Below are 23,481 nucleotides of genomic sequence, written 5' to 3' on the forward strand. Positions count from 1 at the left end.
GCACTGAAAACTGAAAACTGAAAACTGAAAACTGAAAACTGAAAACTGAAAACTGAAAACTTTTTCAAAGCTCAAACGGCGCTACGCCGACTGCTTTCATTTTGTAACCTACCTGCGCTAATTCGCCTGACCAGGTTTCTGTTGTAATAATACCGGTGACGACAATGGCATCGTAAAGGCTTTCGATTGGTACGCCGCCTTTTATAGTTACATGCACAAGTTGGTTAGGTGGTGGCGGTGGTACATGTATGCAGGCGCCAAAATACGGTACTAGTAAAAATTCGGTGATTACTTCGCTATCGCCCTCGAGTGGTACAACAAAGCCGGGTAAGCTAACCGATTGCCCGTTTAACTCTTTTACTACGGGGGCATCTAAATCGGGTTGAACCCAGTTTTGATCGCTGCCTTCGTGGTTCGCTTGCGCTTGGGTATCAATTTGCACATGACCTTTAGGGATTAAGTCTTCCCAAAAAATTTCTTTGGGTGGATTAGCATTACTTGTAAAGGTGATAATAGCTAAGCTTAATACACATAAGGTATTAAAAGCTGTTTTAAAAAGTGTCATAAAATTCCTGAAAATTATGTTTTTATACTCATGCCGTCGCTGAGTGAGTAAAAGTAAGCACGAGTGGCTGGTATTAAGCCAATAATAAAACCCGCCGCCATAATAACTCCTAAAAGGGTGAGTTCATAGCGTGAAAGCATGGCTATATTTACACTAATGCCGGCATGGCTTTGTAGGTAGTCGGCTCCTAAAAGCAGGGTGCAATAAAATAATGCACATCCAACCACGCACCCTAAAAACGTTGTAAGCAACGACTCCATACTTATAAGTGTAAATAGCTGCCAAGGCCTTGCGCCAACTGAGCGCAGTATAGCAAGTTCGCGACGGCGTTGATTAAGGTTTGCAAGCAACGTGGTTAGCATACCAAGCAGGCTTATTAGCACAACAACAAAGGAGAAAAGTAGCAGCATTTTTTCAACAATGGCGAGCATTTCCCATAAGTCTTTTAGCATAACGGTTGGCATAATGGCTAATAAGGCCTCTGGCTTGTACTGATTTATGTTGCGCCTAATTTGTAGCGTGTATAAAGGCGAATCAAATCCCATTAAAAATGCAGTGATTTGTTTTGGGTGGCCAATTAAGTTGTTATGCTCATCGTGCTCATCGTGCTCATCGTGCTCATCGTGCTCATCGTGCTCATCGTGCTCATCGTGCTCATCGTGCTCATCGTGCTCATGGCTTGCGTTACCGCCATGAATTAAATCAATAGCGGCAAGCGGTATGTGCAGTGTTTTATCGACCGGTGTGCCTGTTGGATTTAAAATGCCGACTACTTCAAATGGGTTGTCGTTATGATGATGAAAACTGGTATTGCCCATACCATGGGATATTACAATGCTATCGCCCAGTTTGTAGCCTAGTTTTGTTGCTACCTCGCTACCCAATACCACACCGTGAATAGTGCTAAAAGGGTTGCCTGCACTAAAACTTAAGTGTTGTTTTTTAGCAAAGCGGTAATGGGTAAAGTAATCGGGTGATGTACCTAAAACAGCTTGGCCTTTGTGGCTGTCGCCAAGGCTAATGGGAATGCTCCACTTTACCCCGCGTTGGCTTGTTATGTATTTGTAGCTTTGCCAGCTTACGCCATTATTGGTGTGGCCAATTCTAAATACCGATGAAAGCAGTAATTGAATATCGCCGGTGCGTGCTCCTACAATTAAATCGGTGCCCGAAATAGTATTGCTAAAACTACTTTTAGCATCAACTCTAATACGTTCAATACTTAGCAATAACATAACGCTTACGGCAATGGTAAACAGCGTTAAAACAACACTTGCACGCCTATTTAATAAGCTTTTAAAGGCCAATTTTGTAAGGATCATAATGCCCCCTGCAAGCTTACTAAGTCGATTGAGCGATTAAATAGCGGTTTTAAATTTTCGTCGTGACTTACAAATATGAGTGTGCTGTTTGCATTGCTCGCTTGCGCAAACAATAAGTTAATAAAGCTTTCGCGGTTTTGTGTGTCAAGGGCTGAGGTTGGCTCGTCGGCAATTATAATTTCAGGGTTACCAATAAATGCGCGTGCGGCAGCTACACGTTGTTGTTGGCCAATGCTTAGTTCTGCCACATTTTTAGTATGGCATTGCTCGGTTAAGCCCAGTGCGTTTAATAGCCGGGTAGCCTCATCATTTAAAGTAGTTGAGTGGCTTAATGCTTTTTGTTGGCGCTTTTTTGAAAATTGGCAGCCCAGTACTACGTTTTCAATAGGCGATAAGTAAGGGAGTAAGTTAAAGTTTTGAAAAATAATACCAATGTGGTCAGCTCTAAATATATCTCGCTGGGTGTTACTTAGGGTATTTAAGGTGTGGTTTAGTAACGTGACATTGCCGCTGGTGGCTGTATTTATACCGGCCAATAAGGCAAGTAGCGTTGATTTACCCGAACCACTTGGGCCATGTAAAAAAACGTGTTGGCCTTTTTCTATATTTAATTTGCTAATAGTTAGCGTGGGCGTTTCATCGTTTTTATGCCATTTAAAAGTAACGTTATTAAGGCTTATCATTGTTTGGTTTACCATTTCCAATAATTAAGATTTTTGCGTGTTTTAAACTGCCTAATAATATTAAACGGCTTAGGTTTTAGTTTATCGTCACTCAGTAAAAACTCATTGGTTGCAGCGACTACTCGCTCACTTGACTTAGCGTCTGTGTAAGGGTGCAGCTGTTGGCAATAGCTTTCTATATTTTGCATCAATGTTTTAGGGTAAGTAAAAGCAAGGTCTATCGCGTCTTCTAGCTTATTTGGATCTGTTACGTTTAGTAAGTGTTTGTCTGGGGCGTTATTACAAAAGGTCACAACCGGCTTGCGTTGCACTATAAACATTAAAAGTACCGATGAGGTATCACATAGCATTACATCGGCCGACTTTAACAAGGGGACTACGTCGTCTGTTTCAATAAACGTTAAGTTTTGATTACTCAGCGCTTTGTATTTATTAACAAGTTCAAGCGGCATTTTAGGATGAAACTGCATTAATATGCGCCACTTTCCTGTTTCGCTAAAGTGTTTTATTTGCTCGTAAAGTTTAGGTGCAAGTGATAAACGTTTTGAAAAAGTAGAACAAATTAAAAGTGTAGGGCGCGTGTCTGTTTTACTGGTGTAAGGTGTTTGCAATTCACTGGTAAATAAACGGTCGAGCGTTGGCCAGCCTGTTTCGGTTACTTTAAAATACCCCAGCTTTTTTTGTAAGGCTTTAAATGGCGCTGTGGTATTTGGGCCTTGCGTGCAGTAAAGATCAAAGCAGCCCCTTGCTTTTAGATGGTCGTTGTTGCCTTTTTTATCAAGTTTTCCGGCGTCAAAACCATGAAACACACCGACTTTAATCCCCGGAAAAAACGTAGGAATCAAATTGGCCGGTGCGAATGTAGCGTCGGGTTTCCAGTTGTGAATATCGTCTATTGAATTAAGGCGTATTTCATCGGGTGTTAAAAAGTTAGGGTTTACTGAACTACCTTGTAAAAACCAGCGCACTTGCCCTCCATTCGCTAATATGGCCGCCTGAATAGGTCTCAAAATTGCGTATGAATAATTTTGAGATATATACATTAAGTACTTTTTATTTTTGGTGGTGGTTAGGTATTTCAAGCTAGCTCCTCGACTCGTTAGCATAGCCAGTTTACCCGATTGTGACAGCCATATAAATATTCTTGGTGAATCTCTCAAGCAAAGTTCAGGCTATTTAGTTTTTAGCCCACGATTGAGCTTTGAAGTTGGCTGGATTATCATACCGCACATAACCCCATACCATACTTTGCTCATAGAGCATCCCTAACCCCGGAGATAGCATGACTAGCTATAAAGTTTTAGACGTAAACGATGATTTACCCATTCGAACCAAAGGTGAAGTACACAGTGGTAAAGTCCGTTCAGTTTATTGGCTAACAGACGAAGACAGCGCGCGACTCATCAAAGAAAAAGAGTACAAAGTACCCGCAGGTACCGAGCTGGCTATTATGGTTATTTCGGACCGTATTTCTGCGTTTGATTGTATTTGGCAAGGTGAAAACGGTTTAAATGGTGTGCCAGGTAAGGGTATAGCGCTTAATACGGTTGCATCTTATTGGTTTAGGTTATTTGATGAGGCAGGCCTTGCTGGTAATCATATTGTTGATATTCCACACCCGTATGTATGGATAGTACGTAAAGCAAGCACAGTTAAGGTAGAGGCGATAGCGCGCCAATATATTACCGGTAGTATGTGGCGTGATTACGCTAAAGGGACACGTAACTTTTGCGGTATAGAGTTGCCTGAGGGCTTAAACGCGAACCAAAAATTAGAAAACGTACTAATCACCCCGTCAACGAAAGGCATTATTGAAGGCGTTGCCGATATCCCGCCAGTAGACGATGTAAACATTACCCGCGAAAATATAACTAACAACTTAGATGTGTTTAATTTTAAGTCGGCAGACGACGTAGCTAAATACGAAAAGCTGTTAGTAGAGGGTTTTGGCTTAATTAGTAAAGAGCTTGCCAAGCTTGACCAAATTTTTGTAGACACTAAATTTGAATTTGGTTACGTAGAAGATTTAAATGGCGCACAACAACTCATTTATATTGATGAAGTAGGTACACCCGATTCGTCGCGCATTTGGGATGGTGCCGCATACCGAGAAGGTAACATTGTTGAAAACTCTAAAGAAGGCTTTCGCCAGCTGTTAATTAATAATGTGCCAGAAAGCGATGTATTACTAAATAAAGATCGCATGGCTGAGCGCGAAAAATTAGCAAAGGAGTATATTTTACCTGAATCAGTTATGCTTGAAGTGTCTAATACTTATGTGGGCATTGCTAGCAAAATTGTTGGTGAAGCAATTACTATTCCTGAGGATCCGCGCCAAGAGGTTATTTCTATTTTAGATGCTGATTATGGCTTAATTGTAAAATAGTCATGATTTAGTATTGAAAATCCCAGTAGCTTATTTTTATTTTTAGTTACTGGGCTATATTCCTTGCAATTAACCCCTTTAATTAATTACCTTAACCTAACGTTAATAGTTAGGTGGTGTTATGTTTGAACGTGGTTTGCAAAAAATAACTAAAAGTTGCCGTTTTTTAGCCATGGGGTTGTTTTTTGGTTACTTTTCTAACGCCGCTGCACTGGAGTTGGTAATAGAAGATCAGCACGGTAATAAATTAGAGAATACCGTTGTTGAGCTACACTTTAACGCCGAGCAATTAGCTCAATCAAACCTTCCATTGGCCACTATGGACCAAGTTCATAAACAGTTTATGCCTGAACTTTTAATAGTACAAAAAGGGCAACAAGTTGATTTTCCAAACAGCGATAATATTCGCCATCATGTGTATTCTTTCTCGCAAGCTAAGCCTTTCCAGCTAAAGTTATATTCAGGCCAACCCAAAGCACCGATTACTTTTGATAATCAAGGCGTGGTTGTATTAGGGTGTAATATTCACGATTCTATGGTTGGCTATATATATGTGGCAGGTAGTAAGCATGTTTACAAAACAAACAAGCAGGGCAAAGTGACCTTGCCAAATAACCAATTACCAATTGAGTTGAGCGTATGGCACGCTTTGCAAACCGCACCATTGGAGAATAAAATAATTATTAAATTGAATGCTAAAAATAAACATACCGTTACTGTAAACACATCTACACCCGCACCAAGAAACACTTTTGGCAGCAAATTTAAGGCTGGTAATGACGCATAGTTTAAAAAACCGAATTACCATACTTTGCGTAGGACTAGTGTTATTAACAACGCTGGTGAGTGTTGCTAGTTTTTGGTGGTCAACAAGTCAGTTTCAAGAACAAAAAGTAGAGCAAGATATAAGTGTTGCGCAAAACGTTTATAAGCAATATTTAACCTCAAAAGAAAGCTTATTGTTAACTGCAGCTAAGGTACTCACCGCCGATTTTGGTTTTAAGCAAGCGGTTGCAACACGCGATGCCGATACAATAAGCAGTGTTTTGTATAACCACAGCCAACGGATAGACGCGCAATTAATGTTGCTTATAGATTTATCGGGTCAGCTAATTTCATCAAATTTAGAGCAGGGAGCCTTTGAAGACGACTTGCGCCCTTTACTCACAGAGCTATTTAACGCACAAGAGCAATCCACATTTGTAGTGTTAAACAATGAGCTTTACCAGGTTATTTTACTACCTGTAAAAGCCCCAAGAACCATAGCTTACAGTTTAGTGGGCTTTAAAATAGACGACAGTGTTGCAAGCGAGCTTAAAAGCCTAACAGGCATGGACGTTAGTTTTGTAGGCAGTGCCGACAACTTAGTTATTAGCTCGCTAGATGCGCGCCCAACGCCATTTGAACCGGTGAGTTATTTTAACAACACGACCACTACAAGAATATTTGGTGAGTACCCAGTTTACCAAAACCGAGATATTAATTTAGCGTCTTTAGCGACCCATCCCATTATTATTTTGTTAAGTGCCGATTTAACACAAAGCTATAGCGATTTTGAAAAGCTATTTTTTACTCTTATCATTTTGTCTATCTTAACGATGTTTGTGGGTGTTGTTACCAGTAGCTTATTGGCTAACAACTTAACAACGCCGCTTTCTCAGTTGGTTGTGATTGCAAAGCAGTTTGCACAAGGTAATTATAACTTTGAGTTTAAAGGTAAAAAGCAAAGCACAGAAATAACGACCTTAGTAACCGCGTTCGACAACATGGGTAACGACATTAACAAGCGTGAACAACAAATTAGTTTTCAGGCGCGTCACGATGCGTTAACTGGCTTTTATAATCGTTCTGCAATGTTAGAAGTGCTAGACAACGAATTAAGCGAATCCACCCAATATACGCTTGTAGCAATAGACATAAAGGGTTTACGACATATAAACGATAAGCTGGACCCACGTATTGGCGATGAGTGTATAAAAACTGTAGCATGCAGAATTAGTGAGTTTTCGGATGAGTTCGGTGGAATGCATGCGCGTATTGGCGGCGATGAGTTTTTAACGGTATTTCCAAGCACCGCGGTTAGCGAGAAAAAATGTGGAATAGAGGGGTTAATTGCTAGGCTACAAGAGTGTTATACCATTCAAGCGTTAAAAATTAACTTACAGTTTAGTACCGGGGTATTGCAGTACCCATCTCAAGGAACCGCCAGTGACGACTTGGTAAGGCGAGTACTTATTGCCGTAGAAAATGCGGCAAATAATCAAAATCATATACATTATTACCAAGATGGCGAAGACGAGGCCCATTTAGATCGTTTAATTATGCTTGATGAATTAAAACAAGCGATTAACGATGACGATGGTCAGCTGTTTATGACATACCAACCTAAGTTGCATATGCAAACCCAAAAAATAGACAAGGTTGAGTCACTTATTCGTTGGCAACGTAAAAATGGTAGCTGGGTTAACCCTGAGTTGTTTATTGATTTAGCTGAGCGTTCAGGGCTTATTGTTGAGCTAACTGCGTGGGTAATTAATACCGTTGTTGCGCAAGTTGCCGATTGGAAGTCGAAGGGCATTGAGCTGCAAGCAGCTATAAACGTATCTGCTCAGGATATTGCGTTTCCGGGGTTTCATGCCGCGCTGGTGGCGACGCTTAAAAAGCATAATGTGGATGCAAGGTTAATCACTATTGAATTAACTGAGCGCGACATGATAGAAAACGAAGAAAAGGGCATAAAAGCGCTTAAAGATTTAAAGCAAATTGGCGTTAAAATATCGCTTGACGATTACGGGGTAGGGCAAACATCGTTGGGGCGTTTAAAAATGCTGCCTATTGATGAACTTAAGCTCGATAAGTGTTTTATTTTAAAACTAGATGCCTCGCAAAAAGATCAATTTATAGTGCAATCGTCAATTACACTGGGGCATCAATTAGGTTTTTCAGTGGTGGCTGAAGGAGTAGAAACCGAAGAGTCGTTAGCTTTACTCAAAACAATGCAATGCGACCATGCGCAAGGTTACTACTTGAGTCGGCCTTTAAAAGCAGAGTTACTAGAACAATGGCTAGAAGAATACTATGTTAAAAATTAGGTTTTTATTTGCCTGTGTTTTATTGCTAATAAGTTTGCCTATTTTTGCAAGCAGCGGGAAATTATTAGCAACACCTGGCGTATCACAAATTGAAGGTAGCGGCGGCGGCGGCATTGTGCCTTGGGCTCAGCTTGCCGGGTATGCGAGCGAAGATGAATTTTCGGTAAATGGTTTTTGTAGTCGAGCCGATGTAAGCGACTACGCATTAAATGTATGTGGTGCGCAATTAAACTTATTTAATCGAGTGGAGCTAAGTTACGCAATTCAGCAGTTTGACGTACCTGCGCTTAACACAGAAATAGAGCAATCTATTACCAGTGCAAAAATACGTTTATACGGTGATATTGTTTACAGCCAATGGCCGCAATTAAGTTTAGGTATCCAACATAAGTCGCTAGATGACGGCACCGTAGCCAAACTTGTTGGCGCAGAGGATACCAGCGGTACAGATTATTACTTAGCTGCCAGTAAGCTTCACTTAGGTGCACTTGCAGGTTATAACTGGTTTTGGAACGTAACAACACGCTATAGCGAAGCGAATGAGCTTGGCTTATTAGGCTTTGGTGGTGCAAATGCACAGAGCAAGTTTTTATTTGAAGGTAGCACCGCGGTATTTTTAAGTCGCGAATTGGCAGTGGGTATTGAGTATCGTCAAAAGGCAAATAATTTAAACTTGGGCGAGCAGGATTGGAACGATGTTTTTGTTGCCTGGATGCCTAACAAAAACATCAGTGTAACAGCTGCGTATTTAGATTTAGGACGTATTGCAGGCGCAGACGATCAAACGGGTTGGTATTTATCTGTAACAGGGTATTGGTAATGAAGTTAATTGCAGTTGGGATTTTATGTGTTGGTATTTTAATGGGCTGTGCAAATAAAGCGCCACCTACTTTATATTACCAAGTCGGTGGCAACGCCGGCATAGAAAAACTAATTGATAGCTTTATTAATCAAATAGGCAATGACGAACAAGTATTTCACTACTTTGAGCACGCAAATATAGCGCATTTTCGTCAAGGTTTTATTTTACATATGTGCATGCTTACCGATGGCCCGTGTAAATATAGTTATGTTGGTGATTCAATGGTAGACATACACACCGGGATGAACATAACAGAAAAAGATTTTAATCATGTTGTTGATTTATTAGTGAATGCCATGAATGAGCAAAATATTTCTCACCCTATCCAGAATAAAATTTTGTCAAAAATGGCGCCATTAAGAGCCGATATTATTAACATATAGTGGATAAACATTATTTTCTGTTTACCTACAATACAAGCCATTAGTTATGTACAATGAACAATATTGTTACTTTATTGTATATTTTTCATGTTTGTATATTTCGACGTCCAGCATATTTATTATTTACCTCAATATATACCTGTAATTGAAAAATTATCACATAGAGGTCATCAATGCGCATTAGTATTTTATAGATCTCAAGAAAAACAATTTATAGATATTTGCGAGACATTCGCTGTTGAACATTCAATAAAAGCAATTTGGTTGGAAGATAAATCAAATACATTAGATTTCTATCAGGGTGTTGAGTGTGATTGGGTTGTATTTGGTAATGCATTTTTAGACGTTGATAAGCTCAATAATAAAAGTGTATTAATGCAGCATGGCATAGGTCCAAAAAGCTGCTACTACGATGTATCAAACACAACGACTACTGTTCGCTTTGTCGAAGGTGGGCATCGTTTAAAACGGTTAGAAAACTTATACCCATATGGTAATTTTGTTGATACTGGCTATGCGAAATTAGATCCAATTATTAATAACTCAGTCGAAAAAATTGATTTGGCTAGGTTGGGTTTAGATGAAAATAAGCCAACACTTTTATATGCCCCCACTTTTTATCCTAGCTCTATTGAGTGTATGAACGATGACTTTCCAGAGTATTTTCCCGATTATAATATCATTATAAAACCGCACTTTTTTAGCTTGTCTAAACCTCGTTATAAAAAACAAAAAAATAAAATCATGCGTTGGCAAAAATATAATAATGTTTATTTAACAAGCGAAAGCGAATTTAACTTAACGCCTTTTTTAGCCATTGCGGACATAATGTTATCAGACGCGTCATCTGCTATATTTGAGTTTGCAGCTCTGGATAAACCTGTTGTATGGTGTGACTTTTACAAGTTGCGATGGAATTATAGAGGCATATTTTCTTATCGTTTTAAGGCACGGCTTGATGAGGACATAAATTATTTTCACAAAATTTGTCAAAGGGCTGAACAATTCAGCGATGTGGTATCTGCAGTTCAATTGTGTTGCTCGGAATCTGAAGAGTTCAGATTTAACCGAAAAAAAATCATAGAGCAGCTTGCAGGCAAAATAGATGGCAATTGCGCTGAGCGTATAGTTAATTACTTAGAGAGTTATGAATGAAACGAGTTATTACATTTGGTACCTTTGATATTGTTCATGTCGGCCATATTAATATTTTAGAACGCGCTAAATCTTTAGGTGATTATTTAATTGTTGGCATATCATCAGATGCACTCAATATGCAAAAAAAGGGTAGAGCTCCTGTCTACAGTGAAAGCGATAGGGTTAAAATAATTAGTTCTTTACGCTGTGTTGATGAAATTTTTATAGAGCATTCCCTTGAGCTCAAAGGCGATTATATAAAACAACATGATGCAGATTTGTTAGTTATGGGGGACGATTGGGCTGGTAAATTCGATAACTTTAAGACGTTATGTGACGTAAAATACTTAACTAGAACACCTTCTATTTCAACCACGGAAATAATTGAAGTAGTTCGTAACCCCTCATAAAAACTTATAAGAGCGATTGTACAGCACTATTTTGATTAATGCTCCAAACCTCATAAGCCTCATTATTAAAAGGGTATCAAATCAAAAATCTAATAACCTGCCAACAATTACACAAAAGACTAAATGACTCAGCTCTAGTTTTGTTTGATGCGGGTATGCTGCGCCCTGGTGTTTTAGGCTCTTATAAGCCTGAAGCTATGCTACCAAACGCAAAGCGGTTTGACATAAAAAATGAGCTGGCAGATAAGTCAAACCTGCTACCAAGCACAATGTGTAATGCACAGCAGTTTACACAGATTATGCAGCAGGCGGGCGTAAACCACGATTCGTTTATTGTTGTTTATGAAGATGAAGGCTTATTTAGTGCTGCAAGAGCGTGGTGGATGCTAAAAGCCATGGGGCACCACAATGTAAAAGTATTAAGTGGCGGCCTTAAAAAGTGGTTAGCTTGCGGCTATGCAGTGCAGCAAGCTTATAGTGAGGCTTTAATGTGTGGTAATTTTGAAGCAAGTTATAACCCAAGCTACTTTATTGGCAGCCAGCAAGTATTAGCAGCAATAGACGATACCAATACGGTATTGTTAGATGCGCGTGCCTATAAACGCTTTACTGGTGAAGAGAGCGAACCTCGAGAGGGTATGCGAAGTGGGCATATACCCCAAAGTCGTTCATTGCCTTTTTTGGATTTATTATCTGATGGTGAAGCAAAATCTTTTGAGGATATAAAAGCAAAATTTGCGTACGCTGTAGGCAATGCACAGCATCTTCAATTTAGTTGTGGCTCTGGTATTACGGCGTGTGTTTTAGCTTTATTTGCTGATGAATGTGGCTACAAAAACTTAAGTGTTTATGACGGCTCTTGGAGTGAATGGGGCGCAAGTGATTCATTGCCGATAACCAAAGATGTATAAGCGAAAATACCATAACAAGCAATTTGTGTAGGCGCCTTGCTTGCTGGCGCGTTTAATTTATACATAGTTACGTTAACAACCTTTTGTGTTAGCAAGCTTCACGCCTACGTGTGGGTAACTTTAAATGTTTATTACCACCGAGAACACCGAGGCGCTGCGCGCTACACAAAGGAAACATACTATTTTCTAGTATCTTCTCCTGCACTACTCCTTGTCTTCTCTGTGTTGAATAAGTCCCTTTTTGTTGTATTACTTAATATCATTTAATTACCACCGAGAACACCGAGGCTCTGCGCGCTACACTGAGTAGAGCGTAACGGTTGATTGGTTTTAAAATCACTTCTCCAGCACTGCTCCTTGTCTTCTCTGTGGTGATAATAATGTTTTATTCACTTTGAAACTTTTTACAGTTTGTATCCATACGGGCAGTTTTTACAGCCATTTTTACAACAGGTTCCTCGCTTTAAAAAAAACCATTTACTAAATACCATGTAGCCATTTTGCATGGTGTAGTCGAGTTCTTCAATTAAGTTATCGTTTCCTCTAAATGCTTTCGCAAACGCAATTTGATCTTTAATTGGTTGGGTATAAAGCTCTTCAAGGTAGTGACTAATTTTATTTAGCGTACATGGTTTGCACAAACAGCTTGTTGCTGTTGCGTCTAGGGGTAAAATAGCGGGGAGTTGGTTACACCAACATGCGGTTATATTATTTACATTACAGTTAAGCGCGGTATTACATTGGCTGCAGTTTGTTTGAGTCATTTTAGTTCTTATCAACAGTAGAGCGCCAAGAATAACAAATATTATGAATATACAAAAAGCGTTAGCAGAATTTATTACGTTTTCAGTGCAAAGAGATGATGCAATATCGGTTATTGTATCAACGCCTGCATATGATCAAGCCCCCTTATATACATTAAAAACAGATGTGTTAGTTGATGTAATTGAACGCTGTTTAAGCGGTGAAATAGACCTAGATGACTTAGAACTTTGGGCTAATGTGATTGAGTCACGAGAAGATGTTGATTGCGCTGAACACGAAGGCGTTATTTATGCGCTAAGCAACAGCGAACAAATGGGCGAGCTTGATCACCAAAAGCTTAAAAAAATACGGGTACTGTTAAAGGATTAAAGTTTAGGTTAGCTTAAAACCGCATTTAAATTAAATGCGGTTTTAGTATTTTTGACAACGTGTTTACTTATGGTATCCCAAGCAGGTTTCTACTTCGTTTTTAGATCCCAAAATAACCGCTACACGCTGGTGGATAGCGTTTGGTTGAATGTCCATAATACGTTCAGATCCTGTTGAGGCAATACCGCCGGCTTGCTCTACTAGCATAGCCATCGGGTTTGCTTCGTAAAGCAAGCGCAGTTTATTAGGTTTGTTAGGATCTTTTGTATCGGTTGGGTAAGTAAATACACCGCCTCGGCTTAAAACGCGATGAACATCGCCCACCATGGCTGCAATCCAACGCATATTAAAGTTTTTAGCGCGAGGGCCAGTATCGCCTTCTAACAAATCATTTATATAGTTTTGCATAGCGGGTTGCCAATGGCGTTGATTAGACGCATTAATAGCAAACTCGTTTGTATCTGCAGGTATAGTGGCAAAGTCTTCTGTTAGTAAAAAGCTCCCTTGGGTTTTATCAAGGGTGAACATACGTGTGCCTTTACCTGTACTAAGCGCCAACATCGTTGATGGGCCGTACAGTACATAACCTGCCGCAACTTGCTTGTGGCCAGGTTGCATGAAAATACTTTCGTCTGCTGCATCTGAACCTTCAGGCGCTTCCATAATTGAAAATATTGTCCCTACCAGCGAGTTAATATCGGTGTTTGACGAACCATCTAGTGGATCAAATGCCACAATATATTTAGCATCGGGGTTACCTGCAACGGTGTAGTCTTCTTCTTCAGAGGCAATGGCTTTAACGGTGCCCGACTCCAGTAAAATATCTTTTAATAGCTGGTTAGATAATACATCGAGCTTTTTTTGAGTTTCGCCTTGAATGTTTTCATCAAGTGTTGAGCCCAATACGCCAGAAAGCGCACCTTGGCCAACACGAAAAGATATTTCTTTACATGCCGCTAAAATAGTTCGGATTAACGATAAAAGTTCTCTTGGGCAACCATCTTCAAGTAATACTGGAGGGAGTCTACGCATTCTATTTTCCTGATAACGTGTTAAAACCAATCATAATGTGAGAGAGATTAGTTTAGAGCGCTGAATTTCGTCTTAAATATCTGTATTGTTTAAATACCGCCCTATAATGGGGGCACCTAATCGTACCTAAAACGCCTATAACAAAGATAAGATTATGAAAAAAATACCACTACTAAGTTACATATTCTTTACTGTGCTGTGCTCTATCATAACTCAAGCGCACGCAGCAATTAAGTCCATTGATGAATTTACTGCACAAATGAACCACTTTCCGGGCTACTACTCGTTTTTTTACGATACCCAAAACGGTAAGGTATATTTAAAAGTAGATAAGTTTGAGCAGCCATTTTTACTGCAACAAAGCTTGCCATACGGCATCGGCTCAAACGATATTGGGCTTGATAGAGGTCAGCTTGGTAACACGCACCTTGTAAAATTTGAGCGCTTTGGTGATAAAGTGATGCTGCGTGCTGTAAATACCTACTATCGTGCAAACACCCAAAACAAAGCGGAACAACAAAGTATTAAAGAAGCATTTGCATCAAGCATATTAGCGGGCTTTAAAGTGGTTGCAGAGGATAAAAGTACTGCACTTATTGATTACACGCCTTATTTATTGAGCGATGTACACGGAGTAAGCCGAACATTAGCTGCGCGCAAGCAGGGTAATTTTAACCTTGATGAATCACGAAGTGCAGTTTACATGGCGCGCTCAAAAGCCTTTGTAAAAAACACCGAGCTTGAAGCGGTATTAACGTTTAAAGGAACTAAACCGGGTGAGTTTGTACGTCAAGTTAGCGCAGACCCTTACGCTATTACCGTACATATGCACCATTCACTTATTGAATTACCTGATGATAACTACACTCCCCGTCAGTTTAATCCGCAATCGGGATTTTGGAGCATTGAACATAAAGATTACGCTGCGCCTTTAGGCGAGTCGATGTTTGTCCGTTATATACCGCGTCACCGTTTAGCAAAAAAAGATCCGAGCTTGCCTATTAGCGAGCCAGTTGAACCTATTGTTTATTATTTAGATCCGGGTGTACCCGAGCCGGTTAAAAGCGCCTTACTTGAAGGCGGTAAGTGGTGGAACGATGCATTTAGCGCTGCAGGCTATAAAAATGCGTTTATTGTTAAAGTATTACCAACCAATGTTGACCCGATGGATATTCGTTATAATGTGATTCAGTGGGTGCACAGGGCAACACGTGGCTGGTCATACGGAAGCTCGGTTATTGATCCGCGTACCGGTGAAATATTAAAAGGCCATGTAACGCTGGGATCGCTTCGCGTTCGCCAAGATATTTTAATCGCAGAAGCACTTGCTGCTCCTTATCTTAAAGGTGATGAAGTGGCTAAAAACTTACACGCGATGGCGCTTGATCGCATTCGCCAGTTAAGTGCACACGAAATTGGCCATACATTGGGTATTGCCCATAACTTTGCCGCATCAGTTAACGATAGAGCGTCAGTAATGGATTATCCGCACCCATTATTGAGCTTTAATGAACAAGGTAGGCTTGATGTAACTCGTGGCTATGCAACCGGTATGGGCGTATGGGATACCCAAGTAATTAAATACGGTTATAGCGATTTTACTCATCAAGATGAAAGCGCAGAGCTGGCTGAAATTTTAAAAGAGAACAAAGCTAAAGGTTTAGCGTTTATTTCTGATTCTGATGCGCGTGCCAAAGGAGGCGCTCATCCAACGGCTCACTTATGGGATAACGGCGCTAATCCATCAGAAGAGCTTTTACGTGTACTTGACGTTCGTAAAAAGGCGCTCTCGCAGTTTGGTCTTAATAATATTAAGTCGGGTGTTGCGCTATCTCAATTAGAAGAAAAGCTTGTACCACTTTATTTATTTCATCGTTTTCAAGTTGAATCTGCGGTTAAGTTAATTGCCGGCGTACATTACGAATACGAAACCCGCGGTAATGAGCCTGCGCAAGGTGCAAAGGTTGTTGATAAGCAAGTACAACAAGCGGCTGTAAATGCCATTTTAGCCACGCTTACAGCCAGTAACTTAGTCATACCTGAATCGGTATTATCGTTGATTCCGCCAAAAGCATATGGTGAGTCTAAAACACGCGAAAGCATCGTTGGACGTACTGGGTTAACGCTCGATGCAATGGCTTTACCTGAGGTGGCAGTGCAGCATAGTTTATCGTTGTTGTTAAATCCGCAGCGTTTAAACCGTTTAGCGCAACAACAAGCGCGTAATAACCAGTTTTATAGTTTAGATGTGTTACTAAAGCAGTTATATAGCCATGTTTATAATGTGTCGGCGCCCGATACAATGAAAGGCAAAATAACTCAGCGTATTCAGTTTTTAACGGCAAAAACCTTTGCTGATTTAGTGGCAAATAATAATGTAAGTCCAGAGGTACAAGCGCAACTTCGTTATTACTTAGTCAAGTTAAGTGAAGACTTTAATCAAAACACGATGCTGAGTAATACAAGCACCGGCGAAAGCGCATTTAAACAATATTTAGCGATGCATGTTAAACACTTTTTAGCTAATGGAGAGTGGCCTAATAACTTTAAGGTTCTGCCAATCCCGCCAGGTTCTCCTATTTAATTTTTTAAGGGCAAAGGTTGACTCGCCTTAAGCCTTGAACGCTTGTATAAACAGCGCTTCGATAGTATCGAGCGCTGTTTTTTTCTTGCATAAAATTGGTTTTTTGTTAACCTAGCTGCCTTCCATTTTTTGTCTTTTTGAGGTGTTTATGGCGTTTTTATCTCGTGCGATTTTATCGCTGTCCATTGCACTTTCAAGTACAACTGCATTAGCACAAAAGCCCTGCGACGTAGAGCTCAGACATGGTCTAATTATTACCGATGACGTAATACGTATTGTAGATAAAGGCCAAACCCGAGTACAAATTAACAATAATAACCAGCTGTTTATTCGTGGATACTGGGTAGATTTAGGTGACGATGAAAGCAAAGTGCTCGAGCAGTTTAGCCAGGGCATTCGTCAAACAGTGCCTGAGCTTGTTAATTTAGCCACCGATGGTGTTAATTTAGGGCTGAGTGCGATTGAGCAGGTGGTTGAAGGCATGTCGGATAAAGAGCCTGAAGTGCTCAAAACCCAGCTGCAATACGTAGAGCGGGCGTTGATGGATAAGTTTAAACGTGGCGACGACTTTTTTTTTATAGCTCCGCAATCGCTTTCGCAAATAGATGATTTTTTTACAAAAGAAATAAGCCAAAAAATTCACTCGGCGGTTCATGGTTCATTAGGTGCTATTTTAGTGTCTTTAGGGGACGCGTTTAAATCCCGTGAAGGTAATATTGAAGACCGTATTAATGATATGGGTCAACGTATGGATATCATTACTAAAGAAATTGATAAGTCATTACAAAAAAAAGCAGACCAATTAGAACTTAAAGCGTCAGAATATTGCGAATACCTTAATACGTTAGATGTCACCGAATCTCGCTTACAAGCGATTGTACCGGGTATGGCAGACTTTGATTTAGTGCAGATTAAATCGTGAAAAAGTATTGAGTTTCATCTGACCCCGATAAAGTAGACATCAGTCGACTAGTTTAATGACTGACCGCTCTTATAGTTTTATCTCATCTTCGGTTAATAAACGGTATTCGCCTGGGGCTAAGTTTTCATCTAATGTAATCCCCGCAATTTGCTCACGGTGTAATTCAACTACTTTGTTATCCACGGCATAAAGCATACGCTTCACCTGATGGTACTTTCCTTCACTAATTGATAAACGCAAACCGTAATTAGCTAAACGTTCAGCAATGGCGGGGCGAGTCGTATCTTTTTCGTTATGTAGCATAACGCCTTCGCGTAATTGCGTTAGCGCTTCGTCGGTAATTGGCTCTTGGGTTTCAACTAGGTATGTTTTAAATTTATTACTGCGTGGTGAGGTAATTTTATGTGACCAGTCACCATCGTTAGTGATAATAACTAAGCCTGTTGTGTCTATATCTAACCGGCCAGCAACATGAAAGTCACTCATATTTGGCTCATCAAGTAGGTCAAACACAGTTTTGTGTAAGTCGTCGCTGTTTGCGCACACATAGCCAACAGGCTTATTTAGCATAAAGTAACGTTTACCTAAAAATACTAATGGCTCACCGTTATGTAATACTTCATCGTCTTTTGCTAGCTGAAAATTATGTGCTGTGATCGCCTCACCATTTACGCTTACTTCTTTACGCTTAATACTGGCGCGAGCTTGTGTGCGCGGTATTTCTGCTAAGTGGCTAATAAATTTATCTAAGCGGCAAGGGAATTTCATTTTTGTTCACATTTTTAGTCGGCTACAATGGGCGCGATTATAGCCGATAGTGAAATACCATGACAGTGCACAGCACACTAATTTTAAACCTATATAAGGCTAAAGTAGCCTCAGGTGAACTGACGTATGATGCGGCCCAGCAACGTGCGGTTATGGCATTAAGCACCTTAAGCCTACAACTTCAAACACCAGTAAAATGGTGGCAAAAAGCACCAAAAATAAACGGGGTTTATTTGTGTGGGCCAGTAGGGCGCGGTAAATCTATGTTAATGGATTTATTTTATAATAATGTGCCTATAGTACAAAAACAGCGCCTGCACTTTCATCACTTTATAGCACATGTTCATAGTCAATTAGCAGACTTACAAGGTCAGGCTAATCCTCTGACATTGATAGCTAAAAAATGGGCTAAAAACATTAAAGTATTATGCTTTGATGAATTTTTTGTCAGCGATATCGGCGATGCTATGATTATGGCAAGGTTGTTTAAGGCCTTGTTTGACCAAGGTGTTGTGCTGGTGGCAACCTCTAATGCAAAGCCAGAGCAGCTTTATAGCAACGGCCTGCAACGCGCAAGATTTTTACCTACAATCGATTTAATTAACGATCACTGCCACATAGTTAGTGTGGCCGGGCAGGAAGATCACCGCTTTAGATACGGTAAAAACAACTGCCATTACTTTATTAATTTACCCAATGATGAGTTTAATAAACTGTTTATTAAGCAGTACCCTCAAGCCAGTAAAAATAATAGCTTACAGGTGCACTCGCGCGCTTTGCCATATTTATTTAAAGCGAAGAATGCGCTGATGATTGATTTTATGGCGCTGTGCTCTGGCCCTAGAAGCGCTCACGATTACATGTTTTTAGCCAAACAGTTTGATGTTTTGTATATAGCAAACGTGCCTAAAATGGGGGTAGGGGCTACGGGTAAGGTAATAGTGCACGGGATTGAAGATAGCTACCAACGAGAAAAACAAACGCTTGATGAGCACTATTTAGATGACGAAGCACGGCGTTTTATTGCATTGGTTGATGAGTTTTACGATTGCCACAAGCTGTTAGTAATTAATGCACAGGCGCAGATTGAAACGCTTTATGAGGGTAAAAAATTAAGCTTTGAATATGCGCGAACACAGTCGCGCATAGTCGAAATGCAAAATTGGTAAAATAAACGCGCTTAACGGTTTATGGCTAAGCGCAAATTTAATTATTTTACTTGCTGTAGCCATTTGGATTGTTTGACTGCCAGCGCCATGTATCTTCCATCATGGCATCAATTCCACGTACCGCTTCCCAACCTAGCTCATTCAGGGCTTTTTCAGGTGCGGCGTAACAGGCAGCAATATCGCCCGGGCGACGAGGTGATACTTGATAAGGCACGGCTTGGTTGCTTGCTTTTATAAATGCATTAACCATTTGCAAAACAGAATAACCATTACCAGTGCCTAAGTTATAGATAAGTGCACCTTTATTTTTAGCAATTTTATCTAGCGCTTTTAAGTGGCCAATAGCTAAATCTACCACGTGAATGTAGTCGCGCACACCAGTGCCATCAACTGTGTCGTAGTCATCACCAAATACAGCGAGTTGCTTTAATTTACCTACGGCAACTTGGGCAATAAATGGTAGTAAGTTATTAGGGATACCGTTAGGGTCTTCGCCAATCAAGCCTGATTCATGTGCGCCAACAGGATTAAAGTAACGCAAAATAGCAAACGCAAATCGCTCGTCAGATTTAGCGATATCTTGCAGCATCATTTCAACCATTAACTTTGACGTACCGTATGGGTTAGTTGTGCCCCCTACTGGGAAGTCTTCTTTAATAGGTAAACTGGCAGGATCGCCATAAACGGTGGCCGATGAGCTAAACACTAAATTAAACACGCCAGCATCACGCATTGCATCTACAAGCGTTAGCGTACCTTGTACGTTGTTTTGATAGTACTCAACAGGTTTAGCAACAGACTCGCCAACCGACTTTAAACCAGCAAAGTGAATAACGCTATCTATGGTGTGTTTAGCAAATATTGAGTCTAAAAACGCTTTATCGAGTATATCACCTTGGTAAAAAGTCACCTCTTTACCTGTAATTGTTTTAACGCGAGCCAGAGACTCTTGCGATGAGTTTGCTAAATTATCTATAACAACAACATCACTTCCTTGTTGCAAAAGTTCTAAAACGGTATGCGAGCCAATATAGCCTGCGCCACCGGTAACTAAAATAGTCATGAAAGCTCCGTAGGGTTCTTTATTCAATTGTTTTAATTTCAACACAAAATAACATGTTTTACATGCTTTATATTTAATTTTTAGTTTGCACAGAGAATGTTTTAACGTAGTTTTAGAAGGTACATTCGATTACATTTTGTTCGTTTATATTTACATTTAACATCTATAATTAAGTTATAGTTAATATATACCTGTTAAAATTATTTAATTAAAGTGAGCAATAGAGTGACGCCATATACATTGTGTTATGGATTACTTTTATGGAGATAGTGATGAACTCAGTAACAAAAATTTCGATGGCACTGTGTGTTGCATTGCCACTGTTTGCACATGCTGGTGAGTCTGCAGTTAAGTGGCATGATTTTAAAGACTATCGCGATGTGCGTGCATCAAACCAAGCTAAAGCGTCATACCATAAGCAAATTGCTAAGCAGTTTGAAAAGCACTTTGAAAAGCTTGCTGAACAATTGCCAAAAGATTATAAGCTGAATGTTGAAATTACAGATGTTGATTTAGCTGGCGATGTGCGTTTTAGTGGCACAAGTGAAATTCGTGTGGTTGAGCCTATTTTTTTCCCACGTATCAATCTGAATTATTCGTTAGTTGATAAAGAAGGAATTGTAATAAGTGAAGCAAATGATGTTGAACTTAAAGACATGGGATTTATGGATAGGATCAGAAGAGGAAGAGATGAGTCTTTCGATCATGAAAAACGCTTAATTACCCAGTGGTTTGGCGAGCAAATTTTAACAAGTATTGATTAAGTTATCTTGCCGCTTAATCGCGGCAAGTAATTAACTCTGATTACTTAAACGTGGCAAGTAAAGTAAGTAACTGTTGTAATTTAATGACGGTAGTTTTTAACTTTTCTTCGTTAAAGCCATCGTTTGATAAACTTTCTACATCGGCTGCAACGTCTAGTACATAGGGTTTGAAACGCTTTGCTTCAAAGTCGAACCCAGCGTCTTTTCCAAATAAGGCTTTAAATTTACCATGGCCTTGTTGTTGTAGTTCATCTAATTTTTTGTCGGCATCAAGTGCCTGACGATAAACAATTTTTAAGTTAGCGTTGAGTTGTTCAATTATAGAATCCATGGTTTTCCTAAAGCTTTGTACTGCATGGCCGATATAATACGTGGATTACATTTAAAAGTCAGGTTAGTAATATGAATATATCAGGTTCAAGTTTACCCGTTATGTCAGGGGCTAGCGAAAGTGGTGAAGTTTACAGCGCTTCTTTAGCTAAAAAACAGCAACAGGCAGACGGTGCAGCGGCACTTGCACTAATTGAAGGTGCTGCGCAATCATCAAGTGCGCAAACACCGACTAAATCGGTGACTGCAACACTTGGTAATAACATAAGCGTATACGTTTAAATGTTGCTCTAAACGAGTTTGAGGTCGATAGGGGTTTTACTTTTTTGACCGCCTATTTCTCTTACTAGTTTAGGGACTAAAAATCCGGGCAGGGCTTTTAATAGCTCTGCCATTATTTTTATTGCTTGCTCTTCGTTAATATCAAAGTGGCTTGCGCCTTCAACCTTATCTAGCAAATACAAATAATAGGGTAGTACGTCGGCATCAAATAACGCCTCGCTTAAATTTATTTGAGCATCAACGGTATCGTTCACATCTTTTAAAATAACCGCTTGGTTTAATAGCATAACGCCTGCATGTTTAAGCATTTGCATGGCAGCTTTAAACTCGTCATCTATTTCGTTGGCGTGATTTATATGGTTAATAAATATAATTTTTAGCGGTGATTGCTTTAGCCTCGCGCATAGCTCACCGGTAATACGCGCAGGTATTACGACAGGTAAACGGCTATGTATTCGCATACGTTTTATTTGTGGTAACTGTTCAAGCTCATCTAAAAACCAGCTAATGGCATCGTCTTTGGCCATAAGCGGGTCGCCACCACTTAAAATCACTTCGTTTATGTTGGTATCTGATTTTATATAACTCAGTGCATCAAGCAGGCTTTTTTTATTGAGTTGGTTTTCTTGATACGGAAAGTGACGTCTAAAACAATAACGACAATTTACCGCGCAACCGGTTTTAAACATAATTAAAACACGTGATTTATACTTATGTAAAAGCCCTGGATGGGAGTTGTCTTGCTCAAGCAAAGGATCTTTATTAAAACCCGATTTAGTTAAAAACTCTTGGTGGCGCGGCATAACTTGTAGCAATAAAGGGTCGTTTGCATCACCTTTGCGCATTTTTTTTATAAAAGGCACTGGCACCCGTACAGGAAACAAACTGCGAGCTTTTAGGTCGTTTTCATGGGCTTGGCTCGATAAACCAACCATTTCAAGCAAGGTTTTTGGACAGGTAACTACATTTGCTAATTCTTTTTGCCAGTTTTTATGCAAATTTGCTTCATTTCTTTGTATCATTGGCACGTAGATTACTCGAAAAAATTAAAATAGAGGAAACGATGGCGAATTATAGCACCAACGAGTTCAAGGGCGGCCTAAAAATTATGATGGACGGCGAGCCTTGCAGTATCTTAGAAAATGAAATGGTAAAACCAGGTAAAGGCCAAGCGTTTAACCGTGTTCGTATCCGTAAGCTTATTTCTGGCAAGGTACTTGAAAAAACCTTTAAATCAGGTGAATCGGTTGAAGGTGCTGATGTAATGGATACGGACCTAGCGTACCTATACACAGACGGTGAGTTTTGGCATTTCATGAACAACGAAACATTTGAGCAAATTGCCGCTGACGAAAAGGCATTAGGCGATGCAGGCAAATGGTTAGTTGAAAACGATGTGTGTACTATCACACTATGGAACGGCAACCCAATTGCAGTTACTCCACCAAACTTTGTAGAGCTTGAGATTACTGAAACAGATCCTGGCTTAAAAGGTGATACTGCGGGGACTGGTGGTAAACCAGCAACGCTTAGTACGGGTGCAGTAGTACGCGTTCCATTATTCGTACAAATTGGCGAAGTAATTAAAGTAGACACCCGCAGCGGTGAATACGTAGGCCGTGTTAAGTAATATTTAATGCAGCTTAATAATACCAACCCACTTAATTAAGGGGAGGTATAAA

The 23,481-nt window shown here is 40.0% G+C and carries 25 protein-coding genes; 15 read left to right on the forward strand and 10 right to left on the reverse strand.

What is annotated here, in order from left to right; all coding sequences use genetic code 11:
• Positions 1-64: 64 nt before the first annotated feature.
• The 4 genes from AC27I2_RS00805 to AC27I2_RS00820 are packed head-to-tail and all read right to left on the reverse strand — an operon-like array spanning position 65 to position 3,652.
• Complete coding sequence (locus AC27I2_RS00805) at positions 65-565, reverse strand: DUF3299 domain-containing protein (RefSeq protein ID WP_487203257.1); 501 nt, start codon at positions 563-565, stop codon at positions 65-67.
• A gap of 14 nt (positions 566-579) precedes the next feature.
• Positions 580-1,887, reverse strand: a complete 1,308-nt coding sequence (locus AC27I2_RS00810) for an ABC transporter permease (protein ID WP_487203258.1) — start codon at positions 1,885-1,887, stop codon at positions 580-582.
• Positions 1,884-2,570 carry an ABC transporter ATP-binding protein gene (locus AC27I2_RS00815; RefSeq protein ID WP_487203259.1) on the reverse strand — a complete coding sequence of 229 codons (687 nt, stop codon included), beginning with the start codon at positions 2,568-2,570 and terminating at the stop codon, positions 1,884-1,886. Before AC27I2_RS00815 ends, AC27I2_RS00810 begins: the two co-directional genes overlap by 4 nt.
• 8 nt (positions 2,571-2,578) lie before the next feature.
• On the reverse strand, positions 2,579-3,652 hold the full coding sequence (locus AC27I2_RS00820) for a CDP-glycerol glycerophosphotransferase family protein (protein WP_487203260.1): 1,074 nt from the start codon (positions 3,650-3,652) through the stop codon (positions 2,579-2,581).
• 200 nt (positions 3,653-3,852) lie between these two features.
• Between AC27I2_RS00820 and AC27I2_RS00825 the strand changes: the two genes are divergently transcribed.
• The 8 genes from AC27I2_RS00825 to AC27I2_RS00860 all read left to right on the forward strand — a co-directional run bounded on the left by AC27I2_RS00825 (position 3,853) and on the right by AC27I2_RS00860 (position 11,751).
• Positions 3,853-4,956, forward strand: coding sequence for a phosphoribosylaminoimidazolesuccinocarboxamide synthase (locus AC27I2_RS00825; protein ID WP_058403295.1), 1,104 nt, complete (start codon positions 3,853-3,855; stop codon positions 4,954-4,956).
• Positions 4,957-5,077: 121 nt separating this feature from the next.
• A complete protein-coding gene (locus AC27I2_RS00830) occupies positions 5,078-5,743 on the forward strand; it encodes a methylamine utilization protein (RefSeq protein WP_487203261.1) in 666 nt (221 codons plus the stop codon).
• On the forward strand, positions 5,733-8,048 hold the full coding sequence (locus AC27I2_RS00835) for a bifunctional diguanylate cyclase/phosphodiesterase (RefSeq protein WP_487203262.1): 2,316 nt from the start codon (positions 5,733-5,735) through the stop codon (positions 8,046-8,048). Before AC27I2_RS00830 ends, AC27I2_RS00835 begins: the two co-directional genes overlap by 11 nt.
• Positions 8,035-8,868: a DUF3034 family protein gene (locus tag AC27I2_RS00840; RefSeq protein WP_487203263.1), complete on the forward strand. Its 834-nt coding sequence runs from the start codon at positions 8,035-8,037 to the stop codon at positions 8,866-8,868. The genes AC27I2_RS00835 and AC27I2_RS00840 overlap by 14 nt, the downstream gene beginning before the upstream one ends.
• Positions 8,868-9,293 carry a group I truncated hemoglobin gene (locus AC27I2_RS00845; RefSeq protein ID WP_487203264.1) on the forward strand — a complete coding sequence of 142 codons (426 nt, stop codon included), beginning with the start codon at positions 8,868-8,870 and terminating at the stop codon, positions 9,291-9,293. The genes AC27I2_RS00840 and AC27I2_RS00845 overlap by 1 nt, the downstream gene beginning before the upstream one ends.
• Before the next feature lie 87 nt (positions 9,294-9,380).
• Positions 9,381-10,448 (forward strand): CDP-glycerol glycerophosphotransferase family protein, encoded by a 1,068-nt coding sequence (locus tag AC27I2_RS00850; RefSeq protein ID WP_487203265.1) that lies wholly within the window; start codon positions 9,381-9,383, stop codon positions 10,446-10,448.
• Positions 10,445-10,840, forward strand: coding sequence for an FAD synthase family protein (locus AC27I2_RS00855; protein WP_487203266.1), 396 nt, complete (start codon positions 10,445-10,447; stop codon positions 10,838-10,840). Before AC27I2_RS00850 ends, AC27I2_RS00855 begins: the two co-directional genes overlap by 4 nt.
• Positions 10,841-10,920: 80 nt before the next feature.
• The gene (locus AC27I2_RS00860; RefSeq protein WP_487203591.1) at positions 10,921-11,751 is read left to right on the forward strand and encodes a sulfurtransferase; all 831 of its coding nucleotides are present in this window, start codon (positions 10,921-10,923) and stop codon (positions 11,749-11,751) included.
• Positions 11,752-12,155: 404 nt separating this feature from the next.
• On the opposite strand, the gene AC27I2_RS00865 is transcribed toward AC27I2_RS00860, so the two are convergent.
• Positions 12,156-12,515, reverse strand: coding sequence for a DUF5522 domain-containing protein (locus AC27I2_RS00865; RefSeq protein ID WP_138529530.1), 360 nt, complete (start codon positions 12,513-12,515; stop codon positions 12,156-12,158).
• A 43-nt stretch (positions 12,516-12,558) separates the two neighbouring features.
• On the opposite strand from AC27I2_RS00865, the gene AC27I2_RS00870 reads away from it, so the two are divergent.
• The gene (locus AC27I2_RS00870; RefSeq protein ID WP_138529532.1) at positions 12,559-12,885 is read left to right on the forward strand and encodes a hypothetical protein; all 327 of its coding nucleotides are present in this window, start codon (positions 12,559-12,561) and stop codon (positions 12,883-12,885) included.
• Positions 12,886-12,948: 63 nt separating this feature from the next.
• Here AC27I2_RS00870 and AC27I2_RS00875 read toward each other — a convergent pair whose 3' ends face one another.
• Entirely contained in the window at positions 12,949-13,917 is a 969-nt protein-coding gene (locus tag AC27I2_RS00875) for a class 1 fructose-bisphosphatase (RefSeq protein WP_138529534.1), read from the reverse strand.
• Between the two features lie 154 nt (positions 13,918-14,071).
• On the opposite strand from AC27I2_RS00875, the gene AC27I2_RS00880 reads away from it, so the two are divergent.
• Both AC27I2_RS00880 and AC27I2_RS00885 read left to right on the forward strand, forming a co-directional pair.
• On the forward strand, positions 14,072-16,501 hold the full coding sequence (locus AC27I2_RS00880; protein WP_487203267.1) for a zinc-dependent metalloprotease: 2,430 nt from the start codon (positions 14,072-14,074) through the stop codon (positions 16,499-16,501).
• A 148-nt stretch (positions 16,502-16,649) separates the two neighbouring features.
• Positions 16,650-17,423, forward strand: a complete 774-nt coding sequence (locus AC27I2_RS00885; protein ID WP_058403284.1) for a YggN family protein — start codon at positions 16,650-16,652, stop codon at positions 17,421-17,423.
• 69 nt (positions 17,424-17,492) lie between these two features.
• On the opposite strand, the gene rsuA is transcribed toward AC27I2_RS00885, so the two are convergent.
• Entirely contained in the window at positions 17,493-18,191 is a 699-nt protein-coding gene (gene rsuA / locus AC27I2_RS00890) for a 16S rRNA pseudouridine(516) synthase RsuA (protein ID WP_058403283.1), read from the reverse strand.
• Positions 18,192-18,250: 59 nt separating this feature from the next.
• Here rsuA and zapE point away from each other — a divergent pair, with 59 nt between their 5' ends.
• Positions 18,251-19,360 carry a cell division protein ZapE gene (gene zapE, locus AC27I2_RS00895; protein ID WP_487203268.1) on the forward strand — a complete coding sequence of 370 codons (1,110 nt, stop codon included), beginning with the start codon at positions 18,251-18,253 and terminating at the stop codon, positions 19,358-19,360.
• A gap of 46 nt (positions 19,361-19,406) precedes the next feature.
• Here zapE and galE read toward each other — a convergent pair whose 3' ends face one another.
• A complete protein-coding gene (gene galE, locus AC27I2_RS00900) occupies positions 19,407-20,423 on the reverse strand; it encodes a UDP-glucose 4-epimerase GalE (RefSeq protein WP_487203269.1) in 1,017 nt (338 codons plus the stop codon).
• Between the two features lie 272 nt (positions 20,424-20,695).
• Here galE and AC27I2_RS00905 point away from each other — a divergent pair, with 272 nt between their 5' ends.
• Positions 20,696-21,187, forward strand: coding sequence for a DUF3016 domain-containing protein (locus AC27I2_RS00905; RefSeq protein ID WP_058403280.1), 492 nt, complete (start codon positions 20,696-20,698; stop codon positions 21,185-21,187).
• Between the two features lie 40 nt (positions 21,188-21,227).
• Here the strand turns inward: AC27I2_RS00905 and AC27I2_RS00910 are convergent, their stop codons facing one another.
• Entirely contained in the window at positions 21,228-21,518 is a 291-nt protein-coding gene (locus AC27I2_RS00910; protein WP_010555634.1) for a hypothetical protein, read from the reverse strand.
• A 71-nt stretch (positions 21,519-21,589) separates the two neighbouring features.
• On the opposite strand from AC27I2_RS00910, the gene AC27I2_RS00915 reads away from it, so the two are divergent.
• The gene (locus AC27I2_RS00915; RefSeq protein WP_487203270.1) at positions 21,590-21,799 is read left to right on the forward strand and encodes a hypothetical protein; all 210 of its coding nucleotides are present in this window, start codon (positions 21,590-21,592) and stop codon (positions 21,797-21,799) included.
• 8 nt (positions 21,800-21,807) lie between these two features.
• Here AC27I2_RS00915 and epmB read toward each other — a convergent pair whose 3' ends face one another.
• Positions 21,808-22,821, reverse strand: coding sequence for an EF-P beta-lysylation protein EpmB (epmB, locus tag AC27I2_RS00920; RefSeq protein ID WP_487203271.1), 1,014 nt, complete (start codon positions 22,819-22,821; stop codon positions 21,808-21,810).
• Positions 22,822-22,862: 41 nt separating this feature from the next.
• On the opposite strand from epmB, the gene efp reads away from it, so the two are divergent.
• Entirely contained in the window at positions 22,863-23,429 is a 567-nt protein-coding gene (gene efp, locus AC27I2_RS00925) for an elongation factor P (protein WP_058403278.1), read from the forward strand.
• Positions 23,430-23,481 lie beyond the last annotated feature (52 nt).

It is taken from the genome of Pseudoalteromonas sp. NH0006-46 (assembly GCF_057547735.1).